Here is a 13,709-nt window from a genome sequence, read left to right as displayed (position 1 = left end):
GGCTACCTGAAAACCTATTTTTGGTTTTTCAGGTAGCCTTCATGTCATGCCAATTAGCTGATTAGATGATAGATTTACACTGCCATTCCAATGTTTCAGATGGTGCTCTGCCACCACGCGAAGTGGTGAAACTAGCGCACGCCAATGGCTGCACCTTGCTCGCGCTTACCGACCATGACCATACCGGCGGTCTGGCTGAAGCACGTCAGGAAGCGGAAGCCTTGGGCATCCGGCTGATAAACGGCGTGGAAATCTCCGTGAGTTGGCGCAAACGTACCATTCATATTGTCGGTCTCAATTTCGATGAAACCGATACCGTGCTACAAAACCTGCTGGCTAGGCTGCGCCGCGGTCGGTTGGAGCGTTTTCTGCGTATGGCGGAAAAGCTTGAGAAGAAAGGCCTCGCCGGTGCCTGTGAGGGCGCACTTGCGCTGGTGCCAAACCGTGAAATGGCCAGCCGCACCCATCTGGCGCAATGGTTGATGGAACAAGGCCATGTGCGCAACAAACAGCAGGCTTTTAAAAAATATTTAGGTGATGGCAAGCCCGGCTATGTGAGGCATGAATGGGTTACGCTCGAAGAAGCTGTGGCTGCCATTCTGGGCGCAGGTGGCATTGCTGTTGTCGCTCACCCCATTCGCTATGGTCTCTCCGCTACCGCGCAACGTAATTTATTCACTGAATTTAAAGCGCTGGGTGGACAGGCTATTGAGGTACACAGTAGCACGACCGACTTGAACGACCGCCTCAACTATGCCCGCCTCGCTGAGCAACACGGCTTTCTGGCCAGCGCTGGTAGCGATTTCCATCGCATAGGCGACTTCGGTAGCGGTCGCCTCGGCGCCTGCCCACCACTGCCCGAGCGCTGTCGGCCGGTTTGGCAAGAATTTTGCTTGTAGGACTTCATTCACGCACTAATACTTTGTGCACGGGAAAACGATATAAGGAAATGAATCATGATTAAACAGTTTGAAATCAACAACTATGTGAGAAAGCAGCTGCAAGACTACCTTACTGAGAAAAAGCTCACGCTGGAGCAGGCCATGGCCGAAGAAACCAGCAATAACGAAATTGCTGCCATCGTACATGCCGGACTGCCCGGCATGGTACGCAGGATTTACTCCTTGGGCAAAATGCAAACCTTTTTTTGGGAAAAGCGCGAGCTGATCCAAGGCTTTATTGCCGATCGCCTGCAAGGCGGCGACGATAGCAAAAAAGCAAAGAAGACCAAATAAGGCAAACTGTCGAAAAGTGTCAGGCGGCATTTCTGATTATGCAGAAATGTCTGCTCGATATTTGAGAACTTAAGAGGAGTGGTGAATATGTTTTTGGTTTTATTAGCCCTGATTTTGGCCGGCGTGGTGGCCTTCTTCTTTTTCCGCAACCGTCGTATTGAGCAAGAAATCGAGCGTCAGCGCCGCGAAGAGGAAATCGAGCGCATTCTGGAGCGCAAAAAGCAGGAAATTGAGCAGAACAGAACACTGGGCTGATTGCTTGCTGGAGTGCGACTCCGCCATTGGCTAAACTTCAGAAAAGGCTACCTGAAATTTTTCAGGTAGCCTTTTGTTATATTGCACGCTGGCTGACCAGCAACACTATTTCTCTATTTTGTCTTCGTTATCCTGTCCTTGCACTGTTTCAGCTTTACCTTGTCGACGTTTGGCGCGCGGGTGGGCATCGTCGTATACGCGGGCGAGATGGTCGAAATCCAGCTTGGTGTAGTGCTGGGTAGTGGCAAGTTGGCTGTGGCCGAGCAGCTCTTGCACAGCGCGGATGTCGCGGGCGTTTTGCAGCAAGTGGCTGGCGTAGCTGTGGCGCAGCATATGGGGGCTGAGGTGTCGGCTGCCATGGCGGGCGGCGAATTGCTGTAGGCGTTTCTGGATTTGGCGCGCGCCGAGGCAGTGGCCGGTGCGGCCGGTGAACAGGGCGGTTTCGTCGGGCGCGGCGGTGCGGGTTTTCAGGTAGCCTTCGAGGGCACGGATGCTTTGGGCAGTAAGGGGTAGGTGGCGTTGTTTGCGGCCTTTACCGGTGACGGCTATCCAGCCGCTTTGCAGGTTGAGGTCGGCCAGGTTGAGGGCACAGATTTCGGCCAGGCGCAGGCCGCTGCCGTAGAGCAGCTCGAAGATGGCAAGGTCACGGCTGTCGAGAGGGTTTTCCGGGGCTTGGTTGAGGAGTTGGTTGAGTGGCTCGGCGGGTACGGCTTTAGGCAGGCGCTCAGGAGCTTTCGGGGCTTTTAGGCCGTGGGTCGGGTTGGCTTTCAGGTAGCCTATTTGCACCAGCCAGCGGCAAAACTGTCTCCAAGCGCTGAGCCGGCGGGCGATGCTGCGGGGGTGTTGGTTTTGTTGGCCCAACTGGCGCAGGGCGGCGGTGAATAAGGGGCGGGCAAGTTTGCTTTGCGGCTGAAAATCGGCCAGCCAGGCGAGGTCGCGGCGGTAGGCGGCCAGGGTGTGGGGGGAGTGGTTTTGTTGTTGCAGGCTGTGCAGCCAGGCTTCGATTTGTGCTGTCCAACCGATGCTCATTGCGCTGCTCCGTAGTGGGCAAAATGGGTGCGGAAGGCGGTGGGGGTGCGTTCGATACGCTGGGTGGCGTAGTTGAAAAACACCATACCGCATTGCACACGGGCGATTTCGGCCTGGTCGGAGAGGCGGGTGAGTTTGGCGAAAAATGGGAAGCCGGCCTTGCCAATTTTGCCTAAGGCTACCTGAACCAACAGCTCCTCGCCATGAAAGGCTTGGGTGCGATATTGCACGGCAGCATCAGCCATAATCAGGCCAGCGCCAAAGGCATCGATTTCGGTACAGCCGTGTGCAGCAAGAAAGCGCAGACGGGCTTCGTGGGCGATACGCAAAACGGCATCGTTGGCGAGGTGGTTACCATAATTGAGGTGGCCGACTTCTACCGTGATGCGGGTTGCAAAGCAGAAGTGCTCGGGCAGGTTGATTTGGATGCGCTGGGCGGCGGGCATATTGGGAGCCTGCTGATTAAAAACGAGGCTATCTTAGCATTTGTTGCCTGATGATTGAACGTATTGCAACAACATTTCATAAAATTGTTTTGCAAAGGCCTTGACAAAATCTGCTCTAAACCCATATGCCTGGCAAGAAAATAATATGTAAAGGAAAAAATTATGCGATATGACAAATTAACCGCCAAATTCCAACAAGCCCTTGCAGAAGCTCAGAGTTTGGCGTTGGCTGCGGACAGCAGCTATCTGGAAGCGGGCTTTGTGCTGAAAGCCTTGCTTGACGACCAAAACAGCGGAGCCGCCGCGCTCTTGGCTCATGCGGGCGTGAATGTGCCGCAGGTGAAACAGCGTTTGCAGCAGCATTTGAACAGCCTGCCGAAAGTGTCCGGTCAGGGCGGCGATATTCTGCCCAGCCGCGAATTGCAGGCGGTGTTGAACCTGATGGATAAAGCGGCAACCAAACGCGGCGATGCCTATATCGCCAGCGAACTTTTCCTGCTTGCCTTGGTGCAGCAGAATGATGCGACCGGCAAAATCTTGAAAGAAGCCGGTGCGACCGAACAAAACATCAACGCCGCGATCGACGCGGTACGAGGAGGACAAAACGTGAACGATGCCAATGCCGAAGACCAACGCGATGCGCTGAAAAAATACACGCTCGACCTGACCCAGCGCGCCCGCGACGGCAAACTTGACCCCGTTATCGGCCGCGATGACGAAATCCGCCGCGCGATTCAGGTATTGCAACGCCGCACTAAAAACAACCCCGTGTTGATTGGTGAACCGGGCGTGGGTAAAACTGCTATCGTCGAAGGCTTGGCACAACGCATCGTTAACGGCGAAGTGCCTGAATCCCTGCGCAACAAACGCCTGCTGGTTTTGGATTTGGCGGCATTGATTGCCGGCGCGAAATACCGCGGCGAATTTGAAGAACGCTTGAAAGGCGTGTTGAACGACTTGGCGAAAGACGACGGCAACACCCTGATTTTCATTGACGAAATCCATACTTTGGTCGGCGCGGGCAAAACCGACGGCGCGATGGATGCGGGCAATATGCTGAAACCGGCTTTGGCGCGCGGCGAACTGCACTGCATCGGCGCGACCACCTTGGACGAATACCGCCAATACATCGAAAAAGACGCGGCACTCGAACGCCGCTTCCAAAAAGTATTGGTCGGCGAACCCAGCGTGGAAGATACCATCGCCATCCTGCGCGGTTTGCAGGAGCGTTACGAAATCCACCACGGCATCGACATCACCGACCCCGCCATCGTTGCCGCCGCGGAATTGAGCGACCGCTACATCACCGACCGTTTCCTGCCCGACAAAGCGATTGATTTGATTGACGAAGCCGCCAGCCGCATCAAAATGGAGTTGGACAGCAAACCCGAGCAGATGGACAAACTCGACCGCCGCATCATCCAGCTCAAAATGGAAAAAATGCACGTTGCCAAAGAAAGCGACGATGCCAGCAAAAAACGTTTGGAGCTGATAGACGAAGAGATCGACGGCCTGCAAAAAGAATACGCCGATTTGGACGAAATCTGGAAAGCCGAAAAAGCCGCGTCTTCCAGCACCGCCGACATCAAGAAACAGATGGACGACATCAAAGTCAAAATCGAGCAGGCCAAACGCCAAGGCGACTTCGCCCGTGCGTCCGAACTCGAATACGGCGAGTTGCCGAAATTGGGTGCACAGTTGCAGGCGGCGGAAAGCAACCCCGACGGCAAAAAACAAAACAAACTTTTCCGTACCGAAGTCGGCGCGGACGAGGTGGCCGAAATCGTATCGCGCATGACCGGCATCCCCGTGTCCAAAATGATGGAAGGCGAACGCGACAAGCTGCTGAAAATGGAAGAAGTATTGCACCGCCGCGTGGTCGGTCAAGACGAAGCCGTGCGCGCCGTGTCCGATGCCATCCGCCGCAGCCGCTCCGGTCTTGCCGATCCGAACAAACCTTACGGCAGCTTCCTGTTCCTAGGCCCGACCGGCGTGGGTAAAACCGAGTTGTGCAAAGCCCTAGCAGGTTTCCTGTTTGACAGCGAAGACCACCTCATCCGCATCGACATGTCCGAATACATGGAAAAACACGCCGTTGCACGCCTGATTGGCGCGCCTCCGGGCTATGTCGGCTACGAAGAGGGCGGCTACCTGACCGAACAAGTCCGCCGCAAACCGTACAGCGTGATTCTTCTGGATGAAGTGGAAAAAGCCCATCCCGACGTGTTCAACATCCTGCTGCAAGTATTGGATGACGGTCGTTTGACCGACGGACAAGGCCGCACTGTGGACTTCAAAAACACCGTCATTGTCATGACTTCCAACATCGGCAGCCAGCATATCCAACAAATGGGTACGCAGGATTACGAAGCCGTGAAAAAAGCGGTGATGGACGAAGTGAAAGCCTACTTCCGCCCCGAAATGATCAACCGTATTGATGAAGTGGTCGTGTTCCACGGCTTGGATCAGGAGAATATCCGCAGCATCGCGAAAATCCAGCTCAAAGGCTTGGAAAAACGTTTGGAAGCGCAGCACCTGCACTTGAAAGTGGACGATGCCGCTTTGGATTTGATTGCCCAAGCCGGTTTCGACCCCGTGTACGGCGCACGCCCGCTCAAACGCGCCATCCAGTCGGAAATCGAAAATCCGCTGGCCAAAGCCCTGCTCGAAGGCAAATACGCACCCGAGAGCACGATTCATGTGAAAGAAGAAGGCGGCAGGCTGGTGTTTGCCTGATTTGAAGACTTGAATAGTTGAAACGGAAAGGCTACCTGGAAATGGTTGAACCGATGTTTTCAGGTAGCCTGCGTTACCTCACGCGGGAAATGCCTTATACGAAACCACCACAAGCTACAACTTCACACAAAAAGGAAACGATATGGATTTCAATAATCTGCTCAACCAAGTATTGGGTGCCGTGCAGCAAAGCGGCAACAAAGTGATGTCTGATAACAATCCGCTCAACTCGTTCGGAGGCGGGGCGTTAATCGGCGGGCTGGCTGCGATGCTGCTGAAAAAAGGCGGCGTGAAATCATTGCTGAAGGCCGGCTCGGCCGCAGCTTTGGGGATGATGGCCTATCAGGCTTACCAAAACTGGCAGGGAGGCTGGCAAAACAGCACGAGCACGCTGGCAGCTTTGCCCGAAGCGGCTTTTGCAGCGCAGGGGCAGTTGGCTGAAGAGCGCAGCCGCGTGATTTTGCGCACCATGATTGCCGCTGCTGCTTCAGACGGCTTGATTGATGAAACAGAAAAGCAGCTGATTGCCCAAGAGGGCGGTGCCGATGCCGAAGTGCAGCAGTGGCTGGCCAACGAATATGCCCGCCCGGCTTCTATTAACGAGCTGGCCGAGGCAGTGGGCGGCGATCAGGCGCTGGCTGCCGAAGCTTATTTGGCTGCACGAGCGGTTTGCGGCGATTTGGTGCGCAGTGAAATTGCCTTCTTATCGCGGTTGTCGCAGGCTTTAGGGCTGGATGACGGTTTGGTGGAGCAGTTGGAGCGGCAGCTAGAGTTGGCGTAATAAAACATCGGCCGTGGGCATAACAAAAGGCTACCTGAAAATTTTCAGGTAGCCTTTAATCCGTTCTGGATGAAGCATTACACCGCAGGCGGGGTTTCTTTGGCGGGTTCGGCGGCCTCGTCTGCCGGGGCGGGAGCAGCCGGCTCGGCGGCAGGTGCGGGTTCTTGTTCCGGGCTGGCGGCCGGGGCGGATTCGGTGGCGTTGGTGGGGTTGAACACGGTGGCATCGGCAGCGGAGTCAGCTTCGTCTAAGTCGTTTTGCGGCGGCACGGGCGCGTCGTGTGGTACGAGCTGGATGCGTTGCTCAGCATTGCCGGCGGTTTCATGGGTTTGCTCGGCCAGGTAGGAGAGGGTAACGCTTTGGCCGCTGCGCTGTTCGAGCTGGTTGCGGTAGGCTTCGGGTGTCATCAATTCTTCAGCGCCACGGCTCAACTGGGCAAATACGTTTTGGTAGCTGCGGGTGAGCTCGTCCACCGCTTCGGCAGTGTCGATGAAGTGGTGGTTTACGGCTTCACGGTAGTCTTGCAGGGCTTTTTTGGCTTCTTCCAATTCGGCTTGCTGCTTGCTGTTACCGCGTTTAAACAACAGGGTGATGAGCACGCCGATGAGGAAGCCGCCGAGGCCGGTAAGGATGAATTGGGTGATGAGGGGCAGGTTGTTCATGGGATTTTCCTTTGTGGTAGACGGGCGGTATGACTATTGTATAGCAATTTAGGCGGTTTGTTGCCTTGTGTAAAGGCTACCTGAAAAGTTTGCAGCGTTAATGCAGCACACGCGGCGGATTATCTGCGCGGTAGTCGGCTTCTTCCTCTTCGTCGGCCTGGCCTTGGTAGATATCGAATTCGATGCTGGCGCCCACAGCGTGGCAGAAGCTGATTACTTGGGGCGAAAAGCCGATAGCCGGGGTGGAGTCGCGTTCATCGGTACTCACGGTGAGCACGATCATCAAATAAGCTTCGAGCCGGTGGGCTTTGATCAACTCGGCAATTTTATCTTGCACGGGCAGCAAAGTTACGATGAGCTCGTCGGCGATTTCGTTGAGGCGGAACACGTCGCCATCTCGCAGGATAGGGGTGCCGTATTGCCAGCTTGAATAGCCTGATATCCTGCCACCCATGCCTATGCTGTTGCCTTCATATACGGCGCGGGTGGGGGCAAGATTGAGTGCGGTGCTGATGGCATCGGGGTCGAAGCCTCGGCCTGTGAGGGCGAAGTAGAGATAGCATTCGTTGAGGTTAGGGGCATCCATTGGCTTGTTTTCAGTAGATTAAATAGACGGTAAAGCGGATAAGGAGCAGGCTCATCAGCGCGGCGATGATGTCGTCCAACATCACGCCGAAGCCGCCGCTCACTTGGCGGTCGAACCAGCGGATGGGCGGCGGTTTTACCGCATCGAAGAAGCGGAAGGCGGCAAAGGCAGCCAACCACCAAGCCCAAGTATTCGGTGTGAAGGCGAGCACCAGCAGCATGGCCACGATTTCGTCCCACACGATGCCGCCGTAGTCGTGCACACCGAGGGCGGCTTCGGTTTGGTTGCAAATCCAGATGCCGACGGCAAACAAGGGTAGACACAACAGGGCGAGCAGCCAGCCGTCGATACCCAGCGTCATCAGTGCGGCGGCGAGGGGCAGGGCGGGCAGGGTGCCGAAAGTGCCGGGGGCAACTGGGACGAGGCCGCTGCCGAAGCCGAATCCGAGGAAACAGGCGGGGCGTCGCAGCAGCCAGGCGAAAGTTGGTTGGAAGGCGGGTTTCTGTTTAGCCAAAGTGGTCGAATCCTAAATGAGAAAGATGCAGTTCGCTGCCGTTGGTGCGCAGCAGTTTCAGGTAGCCTGTGTCGTTGATGTGGCCGATGCGGGTTACCGGAGTGCGGCTGCTGTCGGCTGCGGCGAGCACGGCTTGGCGCGCCTGGGGCGGGGCGGTGAACAATAATTCGTAGTCGTCGCCGCCGGCAAGGGTGAGCTCGTATACAGTTTGCGCGGGCAGGCATTGGCGCAGCTCGGGCACGGTAGGCACCAGGTCGGCGTATAGCTCCGCGCCCACGTTGGAAGCGCGCAAAATGTGGCCGAGGTCTTGAGCCAGACCGTCGGAAATATCTTGCGCCGCCGTGGCAACCGGCAGCAAGGCTTGGCCGAGCGCTACGCGCGGAGTGGGGCGCAGGCGGGCGGCTTCGCATTGGGCAAACAGGTTTTCAGGTAGTCTGATGTTCTGCCAGATATGGTGCAGGGCGGCGGCAGCCAGGCCGATTTGGCCGGACACCCAGATATCGTCGCCGTTTTGCGCGCCACTGCGGCGCAGGCCAAGGCCCGCGGGCAGCTCGCCGGTGATGCTCACGTTGAAAACGAGGTCGCCTTTGGTAGTGTCGCCGCCGATGAGGGTAATGCCGTATTGGCGCAGCATGGCGAAAAGGCTACCTGAAAATGCTTCCAGCCAGCTTGGGTTGAGTTCGGGCAGACCGGCGCTGAGCATCACCCAGCGCGGCCGTGCGCCCATGGCAGCCATGTCGGAAATGTTTACGGCCAAGATTTTGTGCGCGAGGTCGGCAGGGGCGACATCGGGAAAGAAGTGGCGGCCGGCCAGCAGCATATCGCTGCTGAAGCATAAATCATGGCCGGGGCGCGGGCGGACGATGGCGGCATCATCGCCGATGCCGAGCAGGAGCTCGGGATCGGCCGGCTGTTCGGCAGCGAGGTAGCGGCGGATGAAGTCGAATTCGCCGAGGGGTTTTGCGGTGGATTGGGGCATGGCGGGGTGTTTGGTTGTAGGGTGGAGGCTACCTGAAAAGCGTCGGCTTCAACGAAGTTAAAGCGATTGAAGCGAGTGGAGCAAGTTGCTGTGAAGTTAAAAATTTTCAGGTAGCCTTGGGTTTACGTTTTTGTGTTGCTGAAGTCGCAGTGTTTTATTGTGCAGAACTCGGCTTGGGTTGGGGGGATGGTTGTTGATTTCGTTGAAGCTGTGTTTTTGCTTCGCAGAACTCAGTCTTGGCTGCGCCAAGGAATTGCTTTCAGGTAGCCTCTAATCGCGCACGTAGATGGTTTCTACGTCGTAATCGTCGTCGTCCCAATCGTCTTCGTCTTCAGTCTCGGCAGGAGGCAGGGTGTGGCTGAGGGCGGAGTCCATGCCGCATTCCCAGCGCAATACGGAGAGCAGGTGGTGGATGTCTTCCGGTAGCGGGGCTTCGAATTGTACGGTTTCGCCGCTTTCGGGGTGGACGAAGCTGAGCCGGTAGGCGTGTAAGGCTTGGCGGGCGAGTTGGAGTACGGCTTCTTTTACGGCATCAGAGCAGGGGTGGCGCGGGTTGCCATACACGGGGTCGGCGGCGAGCGGGTGTTTGGCTTCGCGCATGTGCACGCGGATTTGGTGGGTGCGGCCGGTTTCGAGGGCGCATTCGATGTAGCTGTGGCTCTGGTAGCGTTCGAGCACTTTGATGTGGGTCACAGCTTTTTTGCCGCCGAAGCCGACCACGGCCATTTTGAGGCGGTTGTGCGGGTCGCGGCCGATGAGGGTGTCGATTTTGCCGTCGAACGGTACGATGCCGTCGGCCACGGCGCGGTAGATGCGCTTCACGCTGCGCTCTTGCAGCTGCTGCACGAGGCTGTTTTGTGCGGCCGGGGTTTTGGCCACCACCATCAGGCCGCTGGTGTCTTTGTCGAGGCGGTGCACGATGCCGGCGCGGGGGATTTCGGCCAATGCCGGGCAGTGGGCCAGCAGGCCGTTGAGCAGGGTGCCGCTCCAGTTGCCGGCGGCGGGGTGGACAACGAGGCCGGCAGGTTTGTTCAACACAATCACGCTGTCGTCTTCAAATACAATATCCAGCGGCATGGGCTCGGGCGTAAAGGCAGCGGTTTCGTGGCTGTGTTGGATGTGCACTTCCAAGGTTTCGCCGCCGATGAGCCGCTCTTTGGGGCGGGCAACTTGGCCGTTGAGCAATACGTTGCCGTCTTTAATCCAAGTGCTCAGGCGGCTGCGGGAATAATCGGGCAGCAGTTTGGCCAGTGCGGCATCGAGTCTTTGGCCGGCCAAATCGGTGGGCACGGTTAAATTTATACAATTTTCCGCGTCTGCCCCTGCCGAAAAGTCGAAATCATCGTTATAATCGGCGTCATTGTTGGTATAGGAAGAAATGTTCTGCATGAAAAAGATTCTTTTAGTTACCGGCCTGGCAGTGATGCTGTCGGCCTGCTCCAGCACTTCAACCACCGCTGTGAGCCAAGATGCCCAGATTACGCAGGATTGGTCGGTAGATAAGCTGTATGCCGAAGCGCACGATGAAATGGAGAGCCGCAATTATAGCCGTTCGGTGCGTTTATATGAAATTTTGCGGGCGCGTTTCCCCAACACCCGCCAAGCGGTGCAATCGCGGCTGGATACGGCTTATGTGTATTACAAAGACGAACAGCAGCCGCAGGCCTTGGCGCATGTGGAGCAGTTTTTGAAGCTGTATCCCAACCATCCGAACACCGATTACGCGCTGTATCTGAAGGGCTTGATTGTGCTCAATCAAGACAAATCCATCTTCAACAAGCTGGCCTCGCAGGATTGGTCCGACCGCGACCCGAAAGCAAACCGCGAAGCCTATCAGGTGTTTAACGAGCTCATCACCCGCTTCCCCGATAGCAAATACGCCAACGATGCGCGCGAAAAAATGACGCGCCTGGTGGATGCCTTGGGCGGCAACGAAATGGCCATCGCCCGCTACTACATGCAGCGCGGCGCGTACTTGGCCGCCGCCAACCGTGCACAGGGGATTGTGAGCCGCTATCAGAATACGCGCTATGTGGAAGAGGCGCTGGCGATTATGATGACCGCCTACGCCCGTTTGGAAAAACCGGAGTTGAGCAGCGACACCCGCCGCGTGCTAGCACAAAACTTCCCGCAGAGCCCCTATTTGCAGAAAGAATGGCAGCCGGACGATATTCCGTGGTGGCGCTATTGGAAGTAGTATAGATTTTGGAGGCTACCTGAAAGCGGTTTTTCAGGTAGCCTTTATCAGCTAGAACGTCTTACTTCAAAATAAGGATATAAACATGAAAAAATTATCCCCCATTTTCGCCGCCTGCCTGCTGGGCTTCTGCGCCGTAGCCAGCGCCACCACCTACGAATGCACTGACCGCCAAGGCCGCCGCACCTACACCGCCAGCCCCGGCCCCAACTGCCGCGCCGTCAATCTCGGCCGTATGACCACCTATCCCGCTCCCGTGAGCACCGCGCCCAGCTATCCGAGCTACAGCAGCCCCGCTACCCCTGAGCCTGCCGCCCCCGCTGCCCAACCTGCCGTTAGCGAAAGCCAGCGCCAAGCTGCCAACGAACGCCTGCGCCAAGCCCAGCAGAATCTGGAAGAAGGCCGTAAAGTGCGCTACGGCAACGAGCGCAACTACGCCCGCTATCTGGAACGCATCGGCAAGCTGGAAGAGGAAGTGAACAAAGCCCAGCAGGAAGTGAACAACCTGAATAAATAAATCCGGTTGTGCTTGAATTTCTTGCAGTAATGTTTTCAGGTAGCCTTGGGTGTGATGCAGGCTACCTGAAAAACGAATCAACCAAATGTTGCCCGTTTAACATCCCAACCGATTTAACTCCGTTACAGCTTACGCTTTCAGGTAGCCTTTATGCCCGCCATCCCCACGCACTACCGCAACCTGCGCGTGTCCGAAACTGCTTCGGATAAGGAGATACGCGAGGCCTACCGCCGCCTGTCGAAACGCTATCATCCCGATTTTAATCCCGACAACCCCGAAGCCCTGCGCATCATGCAGATGGTAAACAAGGCCTACGCCGTGTTGTCCGACCCCGACCAGCGCAAACGGCACGATGCCTGGATTGCCGCCCAACGCCAGGCCAAAGCCACCAATCCCTTGCTGCAACAAGCCGCCGCGCGGCAGCAGGCCAAGCTGACGCCTTGGTTGCAGAAGCTGAAAGCGCAGTGGCAGCGGCTGCGTGCCAACAAAGCATTTTGGCTGGTGTTCGGCACTGGCTTGTTGCTCGGGTTGCTGGTGTTGCAGCTTTGGTGGTGGCTGGATAAAACTCCGTCGGAGCCTAAAGATACGCCTTCTGCCGTAAGCCAGCTGGCCGCCCAAGGCAGCGCCTACCAACGCCCGGCCAAAGCCCCTAACGGCAAAATCTGGCCGTATTTTTCCGACTATATCGCCGGCTACCCCGTGGCCGCGCAAAACGGCATGTCCATCGCCAGCATCGCCAATCACGGCGCCGACCGCATGGTGGAGCTGCAAATGCAGCAAGACGGCAGCTGGCAAAACATCCGCACTTTCTACATGCCCGAGAAGGGGTTCTTTACCCTCTACGAGCTCGGCGCCGGCCAATACCGCCTGCTCTATCTCGATTTAGACAGCGGCCGCCACACCCAAACCGATGTTTGGCAAATAGAAAAACAAAATGATGCGCCGGTGTACCCCGATGCCAGCATCACCCTCCCGCCCACACAGCAAGGATAATCATGAGTGCCTCTCCCGCCGCCAAATATACAGAAGAAACCGTACTTTGGGTAAAACGCCACACGCCCAAACTGATGAGTTTCGCCATCAGCCGCCCCGAAGAATACCGCTTTGCCGCCGGCCAGTTTTCCCGCCTCGGCTTTCCCGAAGGCAGCGGCTTTATCTGGCGCGCCTATTCCGTGGTTTCCGCCGAATACGACGACACCCTCGAATACTTCGCCGTGCTCATCGAAGACGGCCCCATGTCGGCCCGATTCGAACAGATGGAAGCCGGCAATACCATCCTGCTCGATAAAACCGCCACCGGCTTCCTGTTGCCCGAACGCTTCCCCGATGGCAGCGACCTTATCATGCTCAGCACCGGCTCCGGCATCGCCCCCTTTCTCTCCATCTTGCAGCAGCCGCAAATTTGGCAGCGCTTCGACCATCTCGCCCTGGCGCATTCCGTTTCCTACGCCAACGAAGCCGTGTTCAACCAGCGCATCCGCGACTTGGCCGAACACCCTCTGGTGGGCGAGTATTACGACAAACTGCGCTTCGTTTCCGTACTCACCCGCGAGCAGCAGCCCGGCAGCCTCAATCAGCGCCTGCCGCAACTGTTGGAAAATGGCAACCTCAGCCAGGCCTTCGGCTTGCCGTTCACCACCGAACGCAGCCGCTTCATGCTGTGCGGCAACCCGGCTATGGTGAAAGACACCTTCCAAGCCCTGCTTAAGCTCGGCTTTGCCATGCATCGCAACCGTATCCCCGGCCACATCATGATGGAAAACGGTTTTTAA

16 protein-coding genes are annotated in these 13,709 nt (G+C 56.8%); 9 read left to right on the top strand and 7 right to left on the bottom strand.

Annotated features, from left to right (window positions below; translation table 11 throughout):
* Window positions 1–65: 65 nt before the first annotated feature.
* From HMPREF2541_RS00995 to HMPREF2541_RS12100, 3 genes are all read left to right on the top strand, one after another.
* On the top strand, window positions 66–899 hold the full coding sequence (locus tag HMPREF2541_RS00995; RefSeq protein ID WP_035580052.1) for a PHP domain-containing protein: 834 nt from the start codon (window positions 66–68) through the stop codon (window positions 897–899).
* A gap of 57 nt (window positions 900–956) precedes the next feature.
* On the top strand, window positions 957–1,235 hold the full coding sequence (locus HMPREF2541_RS00990; protein WP_023886476.1) for a hypothetical protein: 279 nt from the start codon (window positions 957–959) through the stop codon (window positions 1,233–1,235).
* A gap of 87 nt (window positions 1,236–1,322) precedes the next feature.
* Window positions 1,323–1,490: a hypothetical protein gene (locus HMPREF2541_RS12100; RefSeq protein WP_003822597.1), complete on the top strand. Its 168-nt coding sequence runs from the start codon at window positions 1,323–1,325 to the stop codon at window positions 1,488–1,490.
* Window positions 1,491–1,595: 105 nt separating this feature from the next.
* Here HMPREF2541_RS12100 and HMPREF2541_RS00985 read toward each other — a convergent pair whose 3' ends face one another.
* Both HMPREF2541_RS00985 and HMPREF2541_RS00980 read right to left on the bottom strand, forming a co-directional pair.
* The gene (locus HMPREF2541_RS00985; RefSeq protein WP_070541314.1) at window positions 1,596–2,519 is read right to left on the bottom strand and encodes a tyrosine-type recombinase/integrase; all 924 of its coding nucleotides are present in this window, start codon (window positions 2,517–2,519) and stop codon (window positions 1,596–1,598) included.
* Entirely contained in the window at window positions 2,516–2,965 is a 450-nt protein-coding gene (locus HMPREF2541_RS00980) for an acyl-CoA thioesterase (RefSeq protein WP_070541312.1), read from the bottom strand. The genes HMPREF2541_RS00985 and HMPREF2541_RS00980 overlap by 4 nt, the downstream gene beginning before the upstream one ends.
* A gap of 162 nt (window positions 2,966–3,127) precedes the next feature.
* On the opposite strand from HMPREF2541_RS00980, the gene clpB reads away from it, so the two are divergent.
* Entirely contained in the window at window positions 3,128–5,701 is a 2,574-nt protein-coding gene (gene clpB / locus HMPREF2541_RS00975) for an ATP-dependent chaperone ClpB (protein ID WP_070541309.1), read from the top strand.
* A 142-nt stretch (window positions 5,702–5,843) separates the two neighbouring features.
* Window positions 5,844–6,482 carry a tellurite resistance TerB family protein gene (locus tag HMPREF2541_RS00970; RefSeq protein WP_070541307.1) on the top strand — a complete coding sequence of 213 codons (639 nt, stop codon included), beginning with the start codon at window positions 5,844–5,846 and terminating at the stop codon, window positions 6,480–6,482.
* A 77-nt stretch (window positions 6,483–6,559) separates the two neighbouring features.
* Here the strand turns inward: HMPREF2541_RS00970 and HMPREF2541_RS00965 are convergent, their stop codons facing one another.
* The 5 genes from HMPREF2541_RS00965 to rluD all read right to left on the bottom strand — a co-directional run bounded on the left by HMPREF2541_RS00965 (window position 6,560) and on the right by rluD (window position 10,612).
* On the bottom strand, window positions 6,560–7,144 hold the full coding sequence (locus tag HMPREF2541_RS00965) for a Z-ring associated ZapG family protein (RefSeq protein ID WP_070541305.1): 585 nt from the start codon (window positions 7,142–7,144) through the stop codon (window positions 6,560–6,562).
* Between the two features lie 97 nt (window positions 7,145–7,241).
* On the bottom strand, window positions 7,242–7,730 hold the full coding sequence (locus HMPREF2541_RS00960) for a DUF4279 domain-containing protein (protein WP_023886482.1): 489 nt from the start codon (window positions 7,728–7,730) through the stop codon (window positions 7,242–7,244).
* A gap of 10 nt (window positions 7,731–7,740) precedes the next feature.
* Entirely contained in the window at window positions 7,741–8,244 is a 504-nt protein-coding gene (locus HMPREF2541_RS00955) for a phosphatidylglycerophosphatase A family protein (protein WP_070541303.1), read from the bottom strand.
* Window positions 8,237–9,223, bottom strand: a complete 987-nt coding sequence (thiL, locus tag HMPREF2541_RS00950; RefSeq protein ID WP_070541301.1) for a thiamine-phosphate kinase — start codon at window positions 9,221–9,223, stop codon at window positions 8,237–8,239. Before thiL ends, HMPREF2541_RS00955 begins: the two co-directional genes overlap by 8 nt.
* Before the next feature lie 270 nt (window positions 9,224–9,493).
* Window positions 9,494–10,612 carry a 23S rRNA pseudouridine(1911/1915/1917) synthase RluD gene (gene rluD / locus HMPREF2541_RS00945; RefSeq protein WP_070541299.1) on the bottom strand — a complete coding sequence of 373 codons (1,119 nt, stop codon included), beginning with the start codon at window positions 10,610–10,612 and terminating at the stop codon, window positions 9,494–9,496.
* On the opposite strand from rluD, the gene HMPREF2541_RS00940 reads away from it, so the two are divergent.
* The 4 genes from HMPREF2541_RS00940 (at window position 10,611) to HMPREF2541_RS00925 (ending at window position 13,709) form a co-directional block, all read left to right on the top strand.
* A complete protein-coding gene (locus HMPREF2541_RS00940; RefSeq protein WP_049258489.1) occupies window positions 10,611–11,420 on the top strand; it encodes an outer membrane protein assembly factor BamD in 810 nt (269 codons plus the stop codon). The genes rluD and HMPREF2541_RS00940 overlap by 2 nt on opposite strands.
* Before the next feature lie 85 nt (window positions 11,421–11,505).
* A complete protein-coding gene (locus HMPREF2541_RS00935) occupies window positions 11,506–11,937 on the top strand; it encodes a DUF4124 domain-containing protein (protein WP_064103448.1) in 432 nt (143 codons plus the stop codon).
* Window positions 11,938–12,087: 150 nt separating this feature from the next.
* Entirely contained in the window at window positions 12,088–12,930 is an 843-nt protein-coding gene (locus HMPREF2541_RS00930; RefSeq protein ID WP_003822613.1) for a J domain-containing protein, read from the top strand.
* 2 nt (window positions 12,931–12,932) lie between these two features.
* On the top strand, window positions 12,933–13,709 hold the full coding sequence (locus HMPREF2541_RS00925; protein WP_070541297.1) for a ferredoxin--NADP reductase: 777 nt from the start codon (window positions 12,933–12,935) through the stop codon (window positions 13,707–13,709).

Origin of the sequence: Eikenella sp. HMSC061C02 (assembly GCF_001809035.1) — a bacterium.
In the GTDB taxonomy this organism is placed as follows: Bacteria; Pseudomonadota; Gammaproteobacteria; order Burkholderiales; family Neisseriaceae; genus Eikenella; species Eikenella corrodens.
Note: the sequence above shows the minus strand (reverse complement) of the source record. Positions and strands in the feature narration are given on the sequence as shown.

Coding starts and splice junctions, on each gene's coding strand:
- thiL (WP_070541301.1), bottom strand. CDS start 9,223: ATGCCCCAATCCACCGCAAAACCCCTCGGCGAATTCGACTTCATCCGC.
- HMPREF2541_RS00930 (WP_003822613.1), top strand. CDS start 12,088: ATGCCCGCCATCCCCACGCACTACCGCAACCTGCGCGTGTCCGAAACT.
- HMPREF2541_RS00940 (WP_049258489.1), top strand. CDS start 10,611: ATGAAAAAGATTCTTTTAGTTACCGGCCTGGCAGTGATGCTGTCGGCC.
- HMPREF2541_RS00925 (WP_070541297.1), top strand. CDS start 12,933: ATGAGTGCCTCTCCCGCCGCCAAATATACAGAAGAAACCGTACTTTGG.
- HMPREF2541_RS00960 (WP_023886482.1), bottom strand. CDS start 7,730: ATGGATGCCCCTAACCTCAACGAATGCTATCTCTACTTCGCCCTCACA.
- HMPREF2541_RS00985 (WP_070541314.1), bottom strand. CDS start 2,519: ATGAGCATCGGTTGGACAGCACAAATCGAAGCCTGGCTGCACAGCCTG.
- clpB (WP_070541309.1), top strand. CDS start 3,128: ATGCGATATGACAAATTAACCGCCAAATTCCAACAAGCCCTTGCAGAA.
- HMPREF2541_RS12100 (WP_003822597.1), top strand. CDS start 1,323: ATGTTTTTGGTTTTATTAGCCCTGATTTTGGCCGGCGTGGTGGCCTTC.
- HMPREF2541_RS00990 (WP_023886476.1), top strand. CDS start 957: ATGATTAAACAGTTTGAAATCAACAACTATGTGAGAAAGCAGCTGCAA.
- HMPREF2541_RS00980 (WP_070541312.1), bottom strand. CDS start 2,965: ATGCCCGCCGCCCAGCGCATCCAAATCAACCTGCCCGAGCACTTCTGC.
- HMPREF2541_RS00995 (WP_035580052.1), top strand. CDS start 66: ATGATAGATTTACACTGCCATTCCAATGTTTCAGATGGTGCTCTGCCA.
- HMPREF2541_RS00965 (WP_070541305.1), bottom strand. CDS start 7,144: ATGAACAACCTGCCCCTCATCACCCAATTCATCCTTACCGGCCTCGGC.
- HMPREF2541_RS00935 (WP_064103448.1), top strand. CDS start 11,506: ATGAAAAAATTATCCCCCATTTTCGCCGCCTGCCTGCTGGGCTTCTGC.
- HMPREF2541_RS00970 (WP_070541307.1), top strand. CDS start 5,844: ATGGATTTCAATAATCTGCTCAACCAAGTATTGGGTGCCGTGCAGCAA.
- rluD (WP_070541299.1), bottom strand. CDS start 10,612: ATGCAGAACATTTCTTCCTATACCAACAATGACGCCGATTATAACGAT.